This is a genomic window from Knoellia sp. LjRoot47, from assembly GCF_964253435.1.
GTDB lineage: Bacteria > Actinomycetota > Actinomycetes > Actinomycetales > Dermatophilaceae > Knoellia.
On sequence record NZ_CAXUQS020000001.1, the window covers coordinates 60,674 to 76,129 of the forward strand.

Consider the following 15,456-nt stretch of genomic DNA (forward strand, 5'->3'; position numbering starts at 1 on the left):
AGCGGACGGCATACCGGGTCGTGCGTGGGTCTGAGAAGTCTCAGTAGCGGTAGTGGTCCGACTTGTACGGGCCGGCCACGTCGACGCCGATGTACTCGGCCTGCTCCTTGGTGAGCTCGGTGAGCTCGACACCGAGCGCCTCGAGGTGGAGGCGGGCGACCTTCTCGTCGAGGTGCTTGGGCAGGACGTAGACCTGCTTGTCGTACTCGCTCGTCTTGGTGAAGAGCTCGATCTGGGCGATCGTCTGGTTAGTGAACGAGTTGCTCATGACGAACGACGGGTGACCCGTGGCGTTGCCGAGGTTGAACAGGCGACCCTCGGACAGCACGATGATCGAGGTGCCGGTGGAGAACGTCCACTCGTGGACCTGCGGCTTGATCTCGGTCTTGGTGACGCCCTCGACCTTGGCGAGGCCGGCGATGTCGATCTCGTTGTCGAAGTGGCCGATGTTGGCGACGATCGCCTTGTTCTTCATGGCCTGCATGTGCTCGGCCGTGATGATGTTGAAGTTGCCGGTCGTCGTGATGAAGATGTCCGCCGTCTCCACGACCGACTCGAGACGTGCGACCTGGTATCCCTCCATCGCGGCCTGCAGGGCGCAGATCGGGTCGACCTCGGTGACGACGACGCGCGCACCCTGGCCGGCGAGCGCCTGGGCGACACCCTTGCCCACGTCGCCGTAGCCGCAGACGACCGCGACCTTGCCGGCGATGAGGACGTCGGTGGCGCGGTTGAGGCCGTCGATGACCGAGTGGCGGCAGCCGTACTTGTTGTCGAACTTGGACTTGGTGACCGAGTCGTTGACGTTGATCGCCGGGAAGAGCAGGTCGCCGGTCTTGGCGAGGTCGTACAGGCGGAGCACGCCGGTGGTGGTCTCCTCGGTGACGCCCTTGATCTCCTCGGAGACCTTGGTCCACTTGAGCTTGTCCTGCTCGAGGGTGCGACGGACGAGCGCCTTGAAGACGCCGACCTCCTCGGAGTCCTTGTCGTCGGTGGGGGGCACCTGGCCGGCGGCCTCCCAGGCACGACCGTTGTGCACGAGCATCGTCGCGTCGCCACCGTCGTCGAGGATCATGTTGGCGCCCTCGCCGGGCCAGGTGAGGATCTGAGCGGTGCAGTCCCAGTACTCCTCGAGCGTCTCGCCCTTCCAGGCGAACACCGGGACACCCTGGGGGTCCTCGACGGTGCCGTTCGGGCCGACGACGACGGCCGCGGCGGCCTCGTCCTGGGTCGAGTAGATGTTGCAGGAGGCCCAGCGGACCTCGGCGCCGAGCGCCGTGAGCGTCTCGATGAGCACGGCGGTCTGAACGGTCATGTGGAGCGAGCCGGCGATGCGCGCACCCTTGAGCGGCTGCGCGGAGCCGAACTCCTCGCGCAGGCTCATGAGGCCGGGCATCTCGTGCTCGGCGAGACGGATCTGGTGACGGCCGGCCTCGGCGAGGCCCAGGTCGGCAACCTTGTAGTCAAAGGACATGCGAAATCTCTTCCGTTGAGTGTCTGGTTTGCGACCCGGCGCAGCCCATCTGGGCGAACACGTGAGAGCGGGGTATCACCCGCGCCGGCGACCCCACTCTACCGACCGCACGCGGTAGACATGGAATGCGCGGCGCCGCCCGACGGCCCGTGCACCCGAGCACCAGCACCCCGACGAACGGAGCAGACGATGAGTGGGACCGACAGCGGCACGGGGGCGGACGGCATACGGGAGGGCGGCCCGCAGGGCGCTCCGGGAGGCGCGGACGACGAGGTGAGCGAGGAGCTGAGGCTCGACCTCGACGAGGACAAGCTCGACACGTGGGAGGAGGTCCGGGGCGACTACGCGCTCGACCCCGAGTCCGACGTGGCCCGGCCCGCACTCACCGAGCAGGAGGAGGACGACGCCGACGACGTCTCGCCGCCACGGGAGGACGACGAGGAGGACGACCTCGCCGAGGACGAGGACGACGAGGGCGGTCGCGCCGACGAGGAGGAGTGAGCAGCCGCCGTGCCGTGGGCCGCCCCTGAGCAGGGACGGCCCACGACCTGCGCGTCAGCTGCCGTACCAGGTGAAGCGGTTGAGCTTGTTCCAGTCGACGATGTCCTGCTTGTTGCGCCAGACGCCGTTGCGTGCGGCGCGGTAGGGGTCGGCGATCTGGTAGCGATCGGGGCCGTAGCCGACGATCGCGATGTAGTGGCCGTCGAAGTGGTCATTGTCGACCTGGTTCATGTTGATGACGACGGGGTACCCGGCCGAGATGCTCTCGCGGACCTTGTTCTGCAGGTCGGTGTAGAGCGTGCCGGCCGGCGAGATCCGGAAGCGGTAGCGGTTGGCGTGGCTCGCGATGCCGAGCCGCCGGTTGAGGACCGTGGCGATGAGCGTCGGGTCCTTGAGCCCGGTGGTCGACGCGCTGCCGTCGTACGGGTCGAGGTTGAGGCTCTCGGCCAGGCTGTTCTGGCTCGGGACCGTGCGGTTCTCGGACGCGTCGCGCCGCAGGATCGGTGAGCTGAGGGCGATGCGGGACGATGCGGCCGAGCAGTAGTTGTACCTGCTCTGCACCTGGTAGGCGTAGTTGGTGCCGGCCGCCTGTGCGGCCGGAGCCGACACCGTGGCGACGACGCCGACCCCGGCGCCGGCACCGGCGACGAGCAAGGATCGGCGAGAGATGCTCGCGGACATGGAACCCCTCCTGACATGTGGAATCGAACATGACGTCCTGCTGCCCGCTCGTCCTCGTCGGCTGCTGAACCCCCAGCCCCCCAAGAGCCACCGGACGTCTCGACGTTAGTGGTGGTCCACGTTCGGCACATGACCCGAACGGGCCCCCTGGTGTGCGCTGACGTCAGCGCGCTGGTCTGCGCCCCGGCGCGCGCGGGACCTCGGTCGCGAGCCGGACGCGGCGCGGTTCTCCCCTAGGCTGAGCGCGTGCTCGACCTCCACTCCCCCACCGACGCGAAGGTGACCTGATGGCCGGCGGACTCTTCGCCCTTCTCGACGACGTCGCCGTGCTCGCCAAGGCGGCGGCCGCCTCCGTCGACGACGTCGCCGCGGCGGCCGGGCGCGCGAGTGTGAAGGCCAGCGGTGTCATCGTCGACGACACGGCCGTCACGCCGCAGTACGTGCAGGGCATCGAGCCCAAGCGCGAGCTCCCGATCATCAAGACCATCGCGATCGGGTCGCTGCGCAACAAGCTACTCTTCATCCTCCCGGCGGCGCTGCTGCTCAGCCAGTTCCTGCCAGTCGCGCTGACGCCGCTGCTCATGGTCGGCGGCACCTACCTCTGCTTCGAGGGCGTCGAGAAGATCTGGGAGCGCGTGAGCGGCCACGGCGAGGACGCCGCCGGCAAGGCGCACGACGAGGGACAGGTCGCCGACGAGAAGACGATCACCAGCGGCGCGATCCGCACCGACTTCATCCTCTCGGCCGAGATCATGGTCATCTCACTCAACGAGGTGAAGGACGAGCCCTTCGTCACCCGGGCGATCATCCTCGCGGTCGTCGCCGTGCTCATCACCGTGCTCGTCTACGGCGTCGTCGCACTCATCGTCAAGATGGACGACGTCGGCCTGCACCTCGCCAAGGGCGACGGCGCGCGCGCCGGCCTCGGGCGCGGCCTCGTCGCCGCGATGCCCAAGCTCCTCGCCACCCTCTCCGTCGTCGGCATCGCCGCGATGATCTGGGTCGGTGGCCACATCCTCCTGGTCGGCCTCGACGAGCTCAGTGAGTACTGGTCGCCGCTGCACTACCCCTACGAGTGGGTCCACCACGTCGAAGAAGCCGTGCACGACGCGACCGGCGCGCTCGGCGGCGTCCTCGGCTGGGTCACCAACACCATCGGCTCGGCCATCCTCGGCCTCATCGTCGGTGCCATCGTCGTGGCGGTCATGCACGTCATCCCGCGCAAGGGCGGCCACGACGAGGCTCCTGCCGACGCCCCCGCCGTCGACGAGACCCACTGACCCGTATGCCGTCCGCCCGCGGAACGCTGTCCTGGTCACCCGCCGTGGGGTCGCCCGACCTCGTGGCTCCTCCCGTGGCCGCCGCCCTGACGGCCGACGGGCAGACCGCCGGTGTGGCGGGCGCCGAGGTGGCGACCATCGACGCGACCCTCGCCGACACCGACGCGTTCTGTGCGGCATACGACGTCGCGCCGGCGGCGAGCGCCAACTGCGTCATCGTCGCAGGCAAGCGCGCGGGTGAGGTGACCTACGCCGCCGTCATGGTGCTGGCCACCGACCGCGCCGACATCAACGGTGTCGTGCGCCGACACCTCGGCGTCCGCAAGATCTCGTTCGCCCCGCACGACGACGCGGTGTCGCTCACCGGCATGGAGTTCGGTGGCATCACCCCCATCGGGCTGCCCGACGGCTGGCCCGTGCTCGTCGACGCCGCGGTCGTCGCCGCCGGTGAGGTCGTCATCGGCAGCGGGCTGCGGTCGAGCAAGGTGCTCCTCGACGGCTCCGCGCTGGCTCAGCTGCCGACCGCCGAGGTGCTCGACCTCGCCCAGCACTGACCACGGCCCCACACCCCGGACCTACCGCGTACGCACAGCGACACCCGCACGAGTGCGACGGCGCCGTCAGCTCGTGCGGTCGCGCAGCTCGGTGACGTGCCGTGAGACGGCGGGGTCGAGACCGAGCCCGAGCGCGAGGTAGGTCGCGGCGTAGTCGGTGAGCGCGATGACAGACGCCAGCCGCTCGATGGGGTGCGCGCCGGTCGCCTCGACCTCCCAGACCTTGACCCCGGCCTCGCGGGCCGACTCGGCGACCGCGTCGGCGAGCTGTGCCGGTGGCACCGCGGTGGGTGGGAGCGAGGAGGGCGGCGTGACGTCGGGGTTGTCGCGCAGGAGGAGCAGGCCGAGCTGCGGCGCCGGCGGACCGTCGAGGAACGGGTCGGCGAAGATGTCGCCCCCGCTCCCCCGCCCGGTGTCGCCCGCACCGCTGAACGGGCCGTCGAAGCAGGCGACCACCTGCGCGGCCGCATCGGGAAGCGCACCCGAGGTGGCCGGCATACGCGCGGTGCGGGCGAGCATCGCGGCCGCGCGACCGGCGGCGACCCCGGTGAGGGCACCGTCGCCGAGGACGACGGGGACAGTCTCGGCCAGACCGACGGCGAGGACCTTCGCGGGGTTGACGAACGACTCCGACGAGGGCCGGCACTCCTCCGCGCGCGAGTCGAGGAGGTCGGCGACACGGTCGAGCTCGGCCTCGGGGCAGTCGATGAGCCCCAGCCCGTCGGCCGCGAGCAGCACCGGGGTGAGCATCGACCAGAGTGCGGACCGCGAGGTCGGGACGTCGGTCGCGATGTCGACGTGCACCCCACGGCCCCGGGCGCAGACATCGGCGAGGGGCGAATCCGGCGCGCCGACGGTGAGCAGCGAGGTGCCACGCCTGGCCGCCTCGGCGGCGAGCGCCAGCGGCCCTGCGGCACGCCCTGACTGGGACACCGCGATGACGAGGTCGAGCGGGCCGATCCACCCGGGCAGCGGGGCCTCGCGGCGGGTCGTCAGCGGGACGGGCGACCCCGGCTCGGCGAGCACGTCGAGGACGTCGCACACGACGGCGGATCCGCCGAGCGACGCGACGAGCACCGACCGCGGCCTGTCACCACCGGCGACCCGGTCGACACCGGCCTCGCGGGCAGCGATGATCGCGCGACGCACCTGGGCGCCGGACGTGGCGAGCGCGCGGAGCGAGCCGCGGCTGTCGAGGCGCTCGAGCGCCTCGACCGAGTCGAGGACGTCATCGTCGAGGTGTGGCATGTCGGTGCGGCGCCTTTCTCGAAGCGGCGCGGCCGGTCAGGCGCGCTTGCGGCCCTCGTCGACGAGCAGCACCGGGACGCCGTCGTCGATCCGGTAGACGAGACCACAGGTCTCGGAGGTGCAGGCGAGCTCGGGACCGTCGGCGCCGGTCTCGTCACGCAGCTCGGCCCGGCAGTTGGGGCAGCGCAGGATCTCGCGCAGCCAGGGCTCCATCGTGGACATCAGGTGTCTCCTCTCGCAGCGCCGCGCACGACGCTGAGGACATCGTCGCGTATCGCGGCCATCGTGTCCGCATCGGCTGCCTCGACGTTGAGCCGGAGCAGGGGTTCGGTGTTTGAGGCACGCAGGTTGAGCCACCACATCGGGTCGCCCTCGCCTCCTTCGTGGGTCAGGGTGAGCCCGTCGAGCTCGTCGACGACCGTCCCCTTGTCGCGCGCCCACTCGCGGACCTGGGCCGTGCTCGCGGCGGCGTCGTCGACGGTCGAGTTGATCTCGCCCGACGCGGCGTATGCCGTCCAGTCGGCCATGAGCGCGCTCAGCGGCGCGTCCTGCTCACCGAGCGCGGCGAGCACGTGCATCGCGGCGAGCATGCCCGTGTCGGCGAACCAGAAGTCGCGGAAGTAGTAGTGCGCGCTGTGCTCGCCACCGAAGACGGCGTTCGCGCGGGCCATCTCGCCCTTGATGAACGAGTGCCCGACCCGGGTGCGCACGGCGCGCGCACCGAGGTCCGCGATGACCTCGGGGACCTGCGCGGAGGTGATGACGTTGTGGACGATGGCGACGTCGGCGGCAGGGGTGCCGGCATCGACCTCGCGGGCGACTTCGCGGGTCGCGATGAGGGCGGTGATGGCACTCGGGCTCACGGGCTCGCCGCGCTCGTCGACGACGAAGCACCGGTCCGCGTCGCCGTCGAAGGCGAGGCCGAGGTCGGCGCCGTGCTCGACGACAGCGGCCTGGAGGTCGCGCAGGTTCTCGGGCTCGAGCGGGTTCGCCTCGTGGTTGGGGAAGGTGCCGTCGAGCTCGAAGTAGAGCGGGACCACCTCGAGCGGCAGGGCCGGAAGACCGGCGGCGGCCCCGAGGACGGCGGGGACGGTGTGGCCACCCATGCCGTTGCCGGCGTCGACGACGACCTTGAGCGGGCGGATGCCGGAGAGGTCGACGAGGCCGCGCAGGAAGCCGGCGTAGTCGGCGAGCAGGTCCACCTCGGTGGTCGTGCCCTCGTCCTCGTGACGCTGCTCCGCGGTGCCGTCGAGCAGCTCCTGCGCGAGGTCGCGGACCTCGCCGAGACCGGAGTCCTGGCCGACCGGGCGCGCGCCCGGACGGCAGAGCTTGATGCCGTTGTATGCCGCGGGGTTGTGGCTCGCGGTGAACATCGCGCCCGCGAGGTCGAGGTGGCCGCTGGCGAAGTAGAGGCCGTCGGTGCTCGCCAGTCCGATGTGTGTGACGTCGATGCCGCGGCTCGTCACCCCGGCGCCGAACGCGCGGGACAGTTCGGGCGAGGTGGCGCGCATGTCGTGGCCGATGACGCACCCGCTGCCGCCCTCGCGCGCGATGACGACCTCGGCGAACGCGGCGCCCAGGGCCCAGGCCACGTCGACGTCGAGCTGCTCCGGGACGAGCCCCCGGACGTCGTAGGCCTTGACGAAGTCGGCGAGCTGGTGGGGAGGCACGCAGGAACCCTACTAGGGGGTTCGGATGTCGGCCGATCCCACTAGCGTGTGCCCGTGACCTCGCAGCCGCACGCCGCCGACACCCACGACCTCATCCGTGTGCAGGGCGCACGCGAGAACAACCTCAAGGACGTCAGCGTCGAGCTGCCCAAGCGTCGCCTCACCGTCTTCACGGGCGTGTCGGGGTCGGGCAAGAGCTCGCTCGTCTTCGGCACGATCGCCGCCGAGTCCCAGCGGATGATCAACGAGACCTACAGCGCGTTCGTCCAGGGCTTCATGCCCTCGCTCGCCCGGCCCGAGGTCGACCACCTCGACGGCCTCACGACCGCGATCATCGTCGACCAGGAGCGGATGGGCGCCAACCCGCGCTCGACGGTCGGCACGGCGACCGACGCCAACGCCATGCTCCGCATCCTCTACAGCCGCATCGGCTCCCCCTACGTCGGTCCGCCGACGGCATACAGCTTCAACGTGCCGACCCGGAAGGCGAGCGGCGTGATGACGACCGAGAAGGGCGGCCACACCGAGAAGCGGGTCGCCCAGCAGCAGGTCTACCTCGGTGGCATGTGCCCGAGGTGCGAAGGCATGGGGCACGTGAGCGACATCGACAGGACGGCGCTCTACGACGCGTCGAAGAGCCTCGCCGAGGGTGCGCTGACGGTGCCGGGCTACTCGATGGACGGGTGGTACGGCCGCCTCTTCGAGGGCATGGGTCTCCCGATGGACAAGCCCATCGAGACGTTCACCGCCAAGCAGCTCGAGACGATGCTGTACGCGCCGCCGACCAAGATCAAGGTCGAGGGCATCAACCTCACCTTCGAGGGGATCATCCCCAAGATCCAGAAGTCGATGCTGTCCAAGGACCCCGAGGCGATGCAGCCGCACGTGCGCCGGTTCGTCGAGCGTGCGGTGACGTTCCAGCAGTGCCCGGAGTGCGAGGGGACGCGGCTCACCGCCGACGTCCTCAAGTCCAGGATCGGCGGCAAGTCGATCGCCGACCTCTGCACCATGCAGATCAGCGACCTCGCCCAGTGGGTGCGTGGGCTCGACGAGCCCTCGGTGGCTCCCCTGCTCAAGGGACTGCAGCACCTGCTCGACTCGTTTACCGAGATCGGGCTCGGCTACCTCTCGCTCGACCGGCCCGCCGGCACGCTGTCGGGTGGCGAGGCGCAGCGCACCAAGATGATCCGCCACCTCGGGTCCTCGCTCACCGACGTCACCTACGTCTTCGACGAGCCGACGATCGGCCTGCACCCCCACGACATCGCCCGGATGAACGACCTGCTCGTGCGGCTGCGCGACAAGGGCAACACCGTCCTCGTCGTCGAGCACAAGCCCGAGACGATCGCGATCGCCGACCACGTCGTCGACCTCGGCCCGGCAGCGGGCTCCGCGGGCGGCGAGATCGTCTTCGAGGGCTCGGTCGAGGAGCTGCGCAAGGCGGGGACCCTCACCGGGCGCCACCTCGACGACCGCGCCCACCTCAAGGCAGAGGTGCGTGCCTCGACCGGGACGATGGAGGTTCGCGGCGCCTCGACGCACAACCTGCGCGACGTCGACGTCGACATCCCGCTCGGGGTCCTCGTCGTCGTGACCGGGGTGGCCGGCTCGGGCAAGAGCTCGCTCATCCACGGCTCGGTCGACGGACGCGATGGCGTGGTCGTCGTCGACCAGGGTGCGATCAAGGGGTCGCGCCGCAGCAACCCCGCGACCTACACCGGGCTGCTCGAGCCCATCCGCAAGGCGTTCGCCAAGGCCAACGGTGTCAAGCCCGCGCTCTTCAGCTCGAACTCCGAGGGCGCCTGCCCGACGTGCAACGGCGCCGGGGTGATCTTCACCGAGCTCGGCGTCATGGCGACGGTCGAGTCACCGTGCGAGGAGTGCGAGGGCCGTCGCTTCCAGGCGGCCGTGCTCGAGTACACGCTGGGAGGGAAGAACATCGCCGACGTGCTCGCGATGTCGATGGACGAGGCGCTGGCGTTCTTCGCCGAGGGCGAGTCCCGCATCCCCGCGGCGCACACGATTCTCGAGCGCCTGGTCGACGTCGGGCTCGGCTACCTCACGCTGGGGCAGCCGCTCACGACGCTGTCGGGCGGCGAGCGGCAGCGGCTCAAGCTCGCCGTGCAGATGGCCGACAAGGGCGAGGTCTACGTCCTCGACGAGCCGACGACCGGGCTCCACCTCGCCGACGTCGAGAACCTGCTCGGCCTCCTCGACCGGCTCGTCGACGGCGGCAAGTCGGTCATCGTCATCGAGCACCACCAGGCCGTCATGGCCCACGCCGACTGGATTATCGACCTCGGACCGGGCGCCGGGCACGACGGTGGGACGGTCGTCTTCGAGGGGACACCGGCCGACCTCGTCGCCTCGGGCGGGACGCTCACCGGACAGCACCTCGCGGCGTACGTCGGCGGCTGAGCGACGCGGCGGCGCTGTGCTGCGTGGCGCCGACACGAGCACCCGTGGCCGACACGAGCACCCGTTGCCGACACGAGCACCCACCGGTGCTCGTCTGACGCAGGCATGCTCGTCTCGGGGCCGTCGGGCCCGGAGGCGGCTCGTCGCGACGAGCCCGGACGTGCGGCGGAACGACCGCTCGGGTCAGGCCTCGCCGCTGCCGGGCAGGACCCGGAGGTGGCCCCGACGCTGCTCACCGGCGACGGGCATCGCGCTGACGACGACGCTCGCGACGGTCGGCTGGGGGGCGGGGCGCTCACGCACGGCGTCGACGACGGCGAGAAGGTCGTCGACCTCGGGCGCCGGCGCGTAGCCGTCGGACTCAAGGCGCAGGAACTCCCAGCCCTGCGGGACCGTGAGGCGGGTGGCGTGGTCGGCGCACAGGTCGTACGAGTGCGGCTCGGCATAGGTGGCCAACGGCCCCAGGACGACGGCGCGGTCGGCGTACGCGTAGGTCAGGGTGGCCACCGCGAGCTGGGAGCACGCGGTCTTGCTGCACTTCCTCGACGCGTTCACCCGAGAGACTCTAGGTCACCGGTCCGACATGCGTGAGGTGGCGCGCCGTAGTCTCGTCGCGTGGCTCCCCTCGACCCCCGAAACCCCGTGCCGGCGCGCCGTCGTGACCGTCGAGGACGCGGTGCGAGGGGCCCGCTGGCATGGCCCTCGGTGCCCGCGATGCGCTCTCGCCGCGAGACCTTCGACGACGTGGTCATCGACGTCGCCGAACGGGCCCGCGGGTACCTCGGCAACCGCTATGCGGCCGTGGAGTTCGCGGTCGAGGAGGTCCCGCCCACGGATCCGGCGCCGTGGGAGGAGCAGGCCGCCCCACTGGGCAGACTCGTCCCGGTGGGTGGCGCCGTGGGGCACCGGATCGTCGTCTACCGCCGACCCATCGAGACCCGGGCCCGGGACGCGGCCGAGGTCTCGGTCATCGTGCGTGAGGTCGTGGCCGAGCAGGTCGCGGCGCTGCTCGGGGTCCCGACCTCCGAGATCGACCTCTGAGCCCACCCGGCCCGACCTCAGCCCACCCGGCCCGACCTGAGCCAACCCGGGCCGCTCTGAGCCGGCGGACCCGGCTGATCCGGCCAACAAGGCTCAGGAGGCGGGGTGGGCCCGGCCCACGGTGGACGTCACCGCACTGTCGGTGAGACCGGCCACGGAGACGAACCTCGACCCCGCGCTGCCACCCATCGTGGCGACGCCGCCGCGCACCTCGCCCTTGCCCGACGTGCGCCGCACCCACACGGCCGTGGCCTCGCCGAGGTCGACGACGGCGGAGGTGTCCTGCGAGAGCGTGAGGGTCTTGGTGCTCCAGCGCCCCTTGGCACCCCACCGGACCTCGACGACGGCGGGTGCGCGCACGCTCGACACGACGAGCGAGCGACCTGCCCGCACACCCTCGGGGAACGCCGCGCCGAACAGGCCGGTGGCGGGCTCGGCCGACGGCGACCACGTGAAGTCACCGGGGCCACCGTCGTAGCGCCAGGCCGAGAACATCGACGCCACGACGGGCACGTCGGACGAGACGCGCACGGAGTAGCGGCCCGGTGCGAGGTCCTTGACGGGGAGCTCGCCGGTGGACATCGGCGGCACGCGCAGGACCCCTCCGGGGAGCGGGGAGGCGCCGTCGGGCCCGATGAGCTGGGCGCTCACGACGGCCTGACGGTTGCCGGGGACGGCCAGCCGGAGCGACCCGGTGGTGCCGGTGACGTAGGCGGGGATGATCTGGGTCGTCGACGGGGGCGCGGTCGCGGTCGTCGTCTCGGCGCCCGCGGGGACCGAGCCGTCGAGCCACATGTCGGTCATCACCGCGCTCACCGAGCCACCGTTGACGCGCACGTGCAGGGCGGGTGACGCCTCAGCGCCGCTGATGGCGTCGACGAGCAGGGCGACCCGGCCGCGGGCGGGGACCACCGTGGCGCCTGTCGGCGAGGCGACGAGGCCGCGCCGGCCCAGGACCTCGAGGTCGACGGTCACCTCGTTGGCGCCGGGGTTGGTGAGTACGAGGCGCTCCTGGCGCCCCGCGTCGCCGCCGCCCGCGAGCAGCCAGAGGTCGGAGGAGGGCTCGGCGCACGAGACCGTCGCGAGCCCACGGATCTCGTCCCGGTCCACGGACCACTCCTGGCCCGCCGCGAGCCCGGGTGCCATGCGTCCCCTCGCGAGGATGTCGGTGGAGACACCGGGTTGCGCGTCGAGGGTGGTGACGACGCCGCGTGCGTCCACCGGCGGGGCCTCGTCCTCACCGGACTGCAGGGTGAGGCGACCGGTGCGCGGCAGCGCGACGGCGCCGAGAGCCTCGTCCGGCGCGGTGGCGACACCGATGCGGGCGTCCACCTCGATGTCGTCGACCGAGTCGATGCCGCTGAGCTCCGGGCCGGGGCAGGACGCCGAGGCCGACGTGATCGGCGCCAAGGACGACGCGACGGCGGCGGTGCGGTCGGACGGCGTGGACGTCGGCTTCGGCGCGAGGGTTGCCCCTGTCACCAGACCCACGCCCGCGAGGGCGACGAGGGCGAGCCGTCCGGGTCCGATCCAGCGCGTGGCGTTCATCGCCGCCTCCTCGAGGCGCGATTGCCGACCGGGATCGACAGGAACGCCACGACGGCGATGCCCAGACCCTGGAGGAGCCGCCACCACGGGTGCTCGGTGGGAACCTCGACACTGACGGTGTGCGTCCCCGCCGGCACGGCGTAGGTGGGTCGGACGCCGTCAGCGGCGGCGGTGACCTCGTCGCCGTCGACGGTGACGACGCCGTGGTCGGCCCACGCGGGCGGCTCGGCGACGACGAGCAGGGCGTCCTCGCGAGCGGTGACGGTGGTGGTCGTGGCGCCGTGCTCGCCGAGCGTCGCGACGAACGACGGGCTGCCCCGCTCCACGAGCGAGAGACGGGTGGGTGCGACCGCCCTGCCCGGCGCGTTGCCGAGCGCGGCCACGCGCCAGACGTCGTAGCCGTCGCGGCTCGCCAGCCGGGACAGACCCTGGGCGGAGTCGAGGCGGCGCGCCACGTCGTCACCAGCGCTCGTGGCCACGGCGACGAAGCCGATCGCGTTCTGGGCGAGGCGCGGACCGGCCTCGCCGCGGGTGCCGTCGAGCAGCCCGGCGACGTCGCCGGCGAGCACCGCGTCGTTGGCGAGGCTCTGCGGGAGGGCGCGCGCGAGCGCTCCGCTCTCGCGTCCGACGATCCGGTATGCCGCCCCGCTGGGTCCCGGGTCGACGAAGAGTGTGCGGTTGGCCAAGTCGTTGCCGGCCTGCTCGACCGCGACCGCCGGCCGCGGGTCGGACCACGTGCGCAGGACGGTGCCGAAGCCGTACCAGCCCAACGCACCCGCGCCCACGACGCTCACGAGCCCGAGCGCGATCAGGGCGCCGCCGCGAGCCCTGCCCCGCAGCGCCTCGACGCCGACGAGGGCGGAGGCGATGAGCGCGAGGGTGAGCGGCAGGACGAACGTTCCGGCCCACGGCGTGACGACGCCCTCGGTGACGACGGCACCGGAGGCGAGGTCGAGTCGTGGGGCCACGAGCACGGCGGCGAGGGAGACGAGCCCGAGCAGGGCCGCTCCCGTCGCGACCGAGCGGAACCGGCGAGGCGCAGCGAGGCCCGCGACGCCCGCGGCGACGACCGCGGCACCGACCCACCAAGGCGTGCTGCCGGCGCCGCCGGGGTGGAGCAGGGCGAGGGTGATCGGGTCGCTCGGCGTGGGTCCCCACTGGCTGAGCCCGGGACCGGTCGCCGCCAGGGCCCAGTCGTCGGCCACGTCGATGAGCCACGGTCCGAGCAGCAGTGGAGCGAGCACCGCCGGCACCAGAGCCCGTGCCCGGACACCCTTGCCGCCGAGGACGACGACGCCGAGGCAGACGAGCACGACCAGCGCGAGCAGCGGCGGGGCGAACGCGCCGAGCACCGCTGCGCCCAGCGAGGTCGCGAAGGCGCCGGTGGCGGTGCCGGTGGGCCGAGCCAGCATGACCACACCGGCGAGGACCGCCGGCAGGAGGATGAGGGCGACGAGGGCGCCGAGCCGGCCCTGCGCCACGGCGGCACCGGCGGCACCGGTCGTGGCCCAGAGGAGGGCGGCGATGCCACGGACGACGCGCGAGCCGTGCCACGTGATGACCCGGCTCGAGACATAGGCGGACACGGCCGCAAGAGGCAGCGCGAGGACGAGGAGCGCGCCGATGAGCGCACCCGCCGGCGAGGTGAGGTCACCCGCGCCGGGCAGCTGCTCGAGGACCCATGTGGGGACGGCGAGCAGCGCCAGCGAAGGGCTCGCGGGACCGTCACCGCCGAGCCCGGCGCCGTGCCAGCCGTCGAACGCGGCGTGCCACAGGGTGCTCGCGGTCGCCCGCGTGGTGACGAGCTCGCCGCCCGTGACTCCCGACCCGAACCTGCTGATGAGCCCGCCGCCGATGTCGCGACCGGCGGCGACGACGACGGCGAGGGTGGCGAGCACGGCGAGCAGGGCAGGGTGGGCGAGGAGGCGGCCGATGCCCGAGGAGACCTCGGGGTCGCGCACGCCCTCGTCGGCCAGTCGCGAGGGTGCGACGACGGCCTCGTGGGCGCGGTCGAGAGAGCGCCGGACGATCGTCGACGCGGGCACGAAGAGGGTGCCGATGTCGCGGTGGTGGACCTCTCGTCCGCCTCGGGTCCGCACCCGGGCGGCGGCGACCCGGAACGGGTCGAGCGAGGCGGCGTCGGAGAAGGCCGCCGCAGCGGCACGCGGCCGCTTGAGCAGGAGGAGACCGAGGCCCGCGGCGAGCGAGCTGAGGAGCACCCACAGCGCGAGGAACGGCACCTGCCACCAGGGCGCGCGTCCGAGGGCGACCCGTCGGGCGGCGCGGCGGCGCACACCGTCGGTCGCGGTCGCGAGGCCGAGGGAGGCGACGGAGCGCATGCGGGCATCGGGGGCGACGACGACCCGGTGGCCGGCGAGGTGGGCCCGCCAGCCGAGGTCGAGGTCGCCACCGAGGTCACCGAACGAGCGCTCCCACCCCCGCAACGAGCGCAGGGCGCCGGCGCTGACGAGCATGCCCGCGAGCGGCACGGCGATGACGTCGCGGCGCAGGTCGTACTGGCCCTGGTCGGGCTCCCCCAGCGGCGGGTCCTCGACGACTCGGCCCGAGCGTGTCGTCGTGATGCCGACCGAGCGCAGCGCGCCGGGGTTGGTCGCGTCGACGTGCTTGGGGCCGACGAGCCCGACGGACGGGCTGCGGCGGTGGGCGGCCAGCAGACGGCTCAGGGTCTCGGGCTCGGGCACGCAGCCGACGGGCAGGAGCCAGAGGAGGTCGTCGTCGGCGAGGTCGGAGGCGGTGACCCACCGCGTGACCGCCACGCGATCCGGCATACGGGACTGCTGCGCGACGTGCTCGACGTCGAAGGAGCGCGACGACGCCGCGGTGGCCACGTCGGCGGCGGCGCCGTCGGAGGAGGAGTCGAGGACGACGACGTGGTCGGGGCGGGTCGACGACGCGGCGAGGGCGTCGAGCAGGGCGCGCAGGCCGGGCTGTGCGCCGGCAGTGAGGACGACCGCCTGGACCGCCTGCTTGCCGGCAGGGGCCGGCGCAGGTGTCAGCGAGGGGGCGGTCGTCAGCGTCAT

General features: G+C 72.3%; 13 protein-coding genes. 5 read left to right on the plus strand and 8 right to left on the minus strand.

What is annotated here, in order from left to right:
* Positions 1 to 40: 40 nt before the first annotated feature.
* Complete coding sequence (gene ahcY, locus ACSQ11_RS00255) at positions 41 to 1,474, minus strand: adenosylhomocysteinase (protein ID WP_436001918.1); 1,434 nt, start codon at positions 1,472 to 1,474, stop codon at positions 41 to 43.
* A gap of 189 nt (positions 1,475 to 1,663) precedes the next feature.
* On the opposite strand from ahcY, the gene ACSQ11_RS00260 reads away from it, so the two are divergent.
* A complete protein-coding gene (locus tag ACSQ11_RS00260; protein ID WP_436001920.1) occupies positions 1,664 to 1,975 on the plus strand; it encodes a hypothetical protein in 312 nt (103 codons plus the stop codon).
* A 54-nt stretch (positions 1,976 to 2,029) separates the two neighbouring features.
* Here the strand turns inward: ACSQ11_RS00260 and ACSQ11_RS00265 are convergent, their stop codons facing one another.
* A complete protein-coding gene (locus ACSQ11_RS00265; protein WP_436001922.1) occupies positions 2,030 to 2,656 on the minus strand; it encodes a C39 family peptidase in 627 nt (208 codons plus the stop codon).
* Positions 2,657 to 2,943: 287 nt separating this feature from the next.
* Between ACSQ11_RS00265 and ACSQ11_RS00270 the strand changes: the two genes are divergently transcribed.
* Both ACSQ11_RS00270 and ACSQ11_RS00275 read left to right on the plus strand, forming a co-directional pair.
* Positions 2,944 to 3,936 carry a DUF808 domain-containing protein gene (locus ACSQ11_RS00270; protein ID WP_436001924.1) on the plus strand — a complete coding sequence of 331 codons (993 nt, stop codon included), beginning with the start codon at positions 2,944 to 2,946 and terminating at the stop codon, positions 3,934 to 3,936.
* Positions 3,937 to 3,941: 5 nt separating this feature from the next.
* Positions 3,942 to 4,490 carry a YbaK/EbsC family protein gene (locus ACSQ11_RS00275; protein ID WP_436001926.1) on the plus strand — a complete coding sequence of 183 codons (549 nt, stop codon included), beginning with the start codon at positions 3,942 to 3,944 and terminating at the stop codon, positions 4,488 to 4,490.
* A gap of 66 nt (positions 4,491 to 4,556) precedes the next feature.
* On the opposite strand, the gene ACSQ11_RS00280 is transcribed toward ACSQ11_RS00275, so the two are convergent.
* From ACSQ11_RS00280 to ACSQ11_RS00290, 3 genes are read right to left on the minus strand one after another with little or no spacing between them, the layout of a single operon-like run.
* A complete protein-coding gene (locus ACSQ11_RS00280) occupies positions 4,557 to 5,738 on the minus strand; it encodes an SIS domain-containing protein (RefSeq protein ID WP_436001928.1) in 1,182 nt (393 codons plus the stop codon).
* 36 nt (positions 5,739 to 5,774) lie between these two features.
* Entirely contained in the window at positions 5,775 to 5,960 is a 186-nt protein-coding gene (locus ACSQ11_RS00285; RefSeq protein ID WP_436001930.1) for a Trm112 family protein, read from the minus strand.
* Positions 5,960 to 7,408: a phosphomannomutase/phosphoglucomutase gene (locus tag ACSQ11_RS00290; protein WP_436001932.1), complete on the minus strand. Its 1,449-nt coding sequence runs from the start codon at positions 7,406 to 7,408 to the stop codon at positions 5,960 to 5,962. Before ACSQ11_RS00290 ends, ACSQ11_RS00285 begins: the two co-directional genes overlap by 1 nt.
* Positions 7,409 to 7,462: 54 nt before the next feature.
* Between ACSQ11_RS00290 and ACSQ11_RS00295 the strand changes: the two genes are divergently transcribed.
* Positions 7,463 to 9,826: an ATP-binding cassette domain-containing protein gene (locus ACSQ11_RS00295; RefSeq protein ID WP_436001934.1), complete on the plus strand. Its 2,364-nt coding sequence runs from the start codon at positions 7,463 to 7,465 to the stop codon at positions 9,824 to 9,826.
* A gap of 183 nt (positions 9,827 to 10,009) precedes the next feature.
* Here ACSQ11_RS00295 and ACSQ11_RS00300 read toward each other — a convergent pair whose 3' ends face one another.
* A complete protein-coding gene (locus ACSQ11_RS00300) occupies positions 10,010 to 10,381 on the minus strand; it encodes a DUF3499 domain-containing protein (protein WP_436001936.1) in 372 nt (123 codons plus the stop codon).
* A 159-nt stretch (positions 10,382 to 10,540) separates the two neighbouring features.
* On the opposite strand from ACSQ11_RS00300, the gene ACSQ11_RS00305 reads away from it, so the two are divergent.
* Positions 10,541 to 10,867: a metallopeptidase family protein gene (locus ACSQ11_RS00305; RefSeq protein ID WP_436001938.1), complete on the plus strand. Its 327-nt coding sequence runs from the start codon at positions 10,541 to 10,543 to the stop codon at positions 10,865 to 10,867.
* Positions 10,868 to 10,960: 93 nt separating this feature from the next.
* Here ACSQ11_RS00305 and ACSQ11_RS00310 read toward each other — a convergent pair whose 3' ends face one another.
* A complete protein-coding gene (locus ACSQ11_RS00310) occupies positions 10,961 to 12,415 on the minus strand; it encodes a DUF5719 family protein (RefSeq protein ID WP_436001940.1) in 1,455 nt (484 codons plus the stop codon).
* On the minus strand, positions 12,412 to 15,456 hold the full coding sequence (locus tag ACSQ11_RS00315) for a glycosyltransferase (protein WP_436001942.1): 3,045 nt from the start codon (positions 15,454 to 15,456) through the stop codon (positions 12,412 to 12,414). Before ACSQ11_RS00315 ends, ACSQ11_RS00310 begins: the two co-directional genes overlap by 4 nt.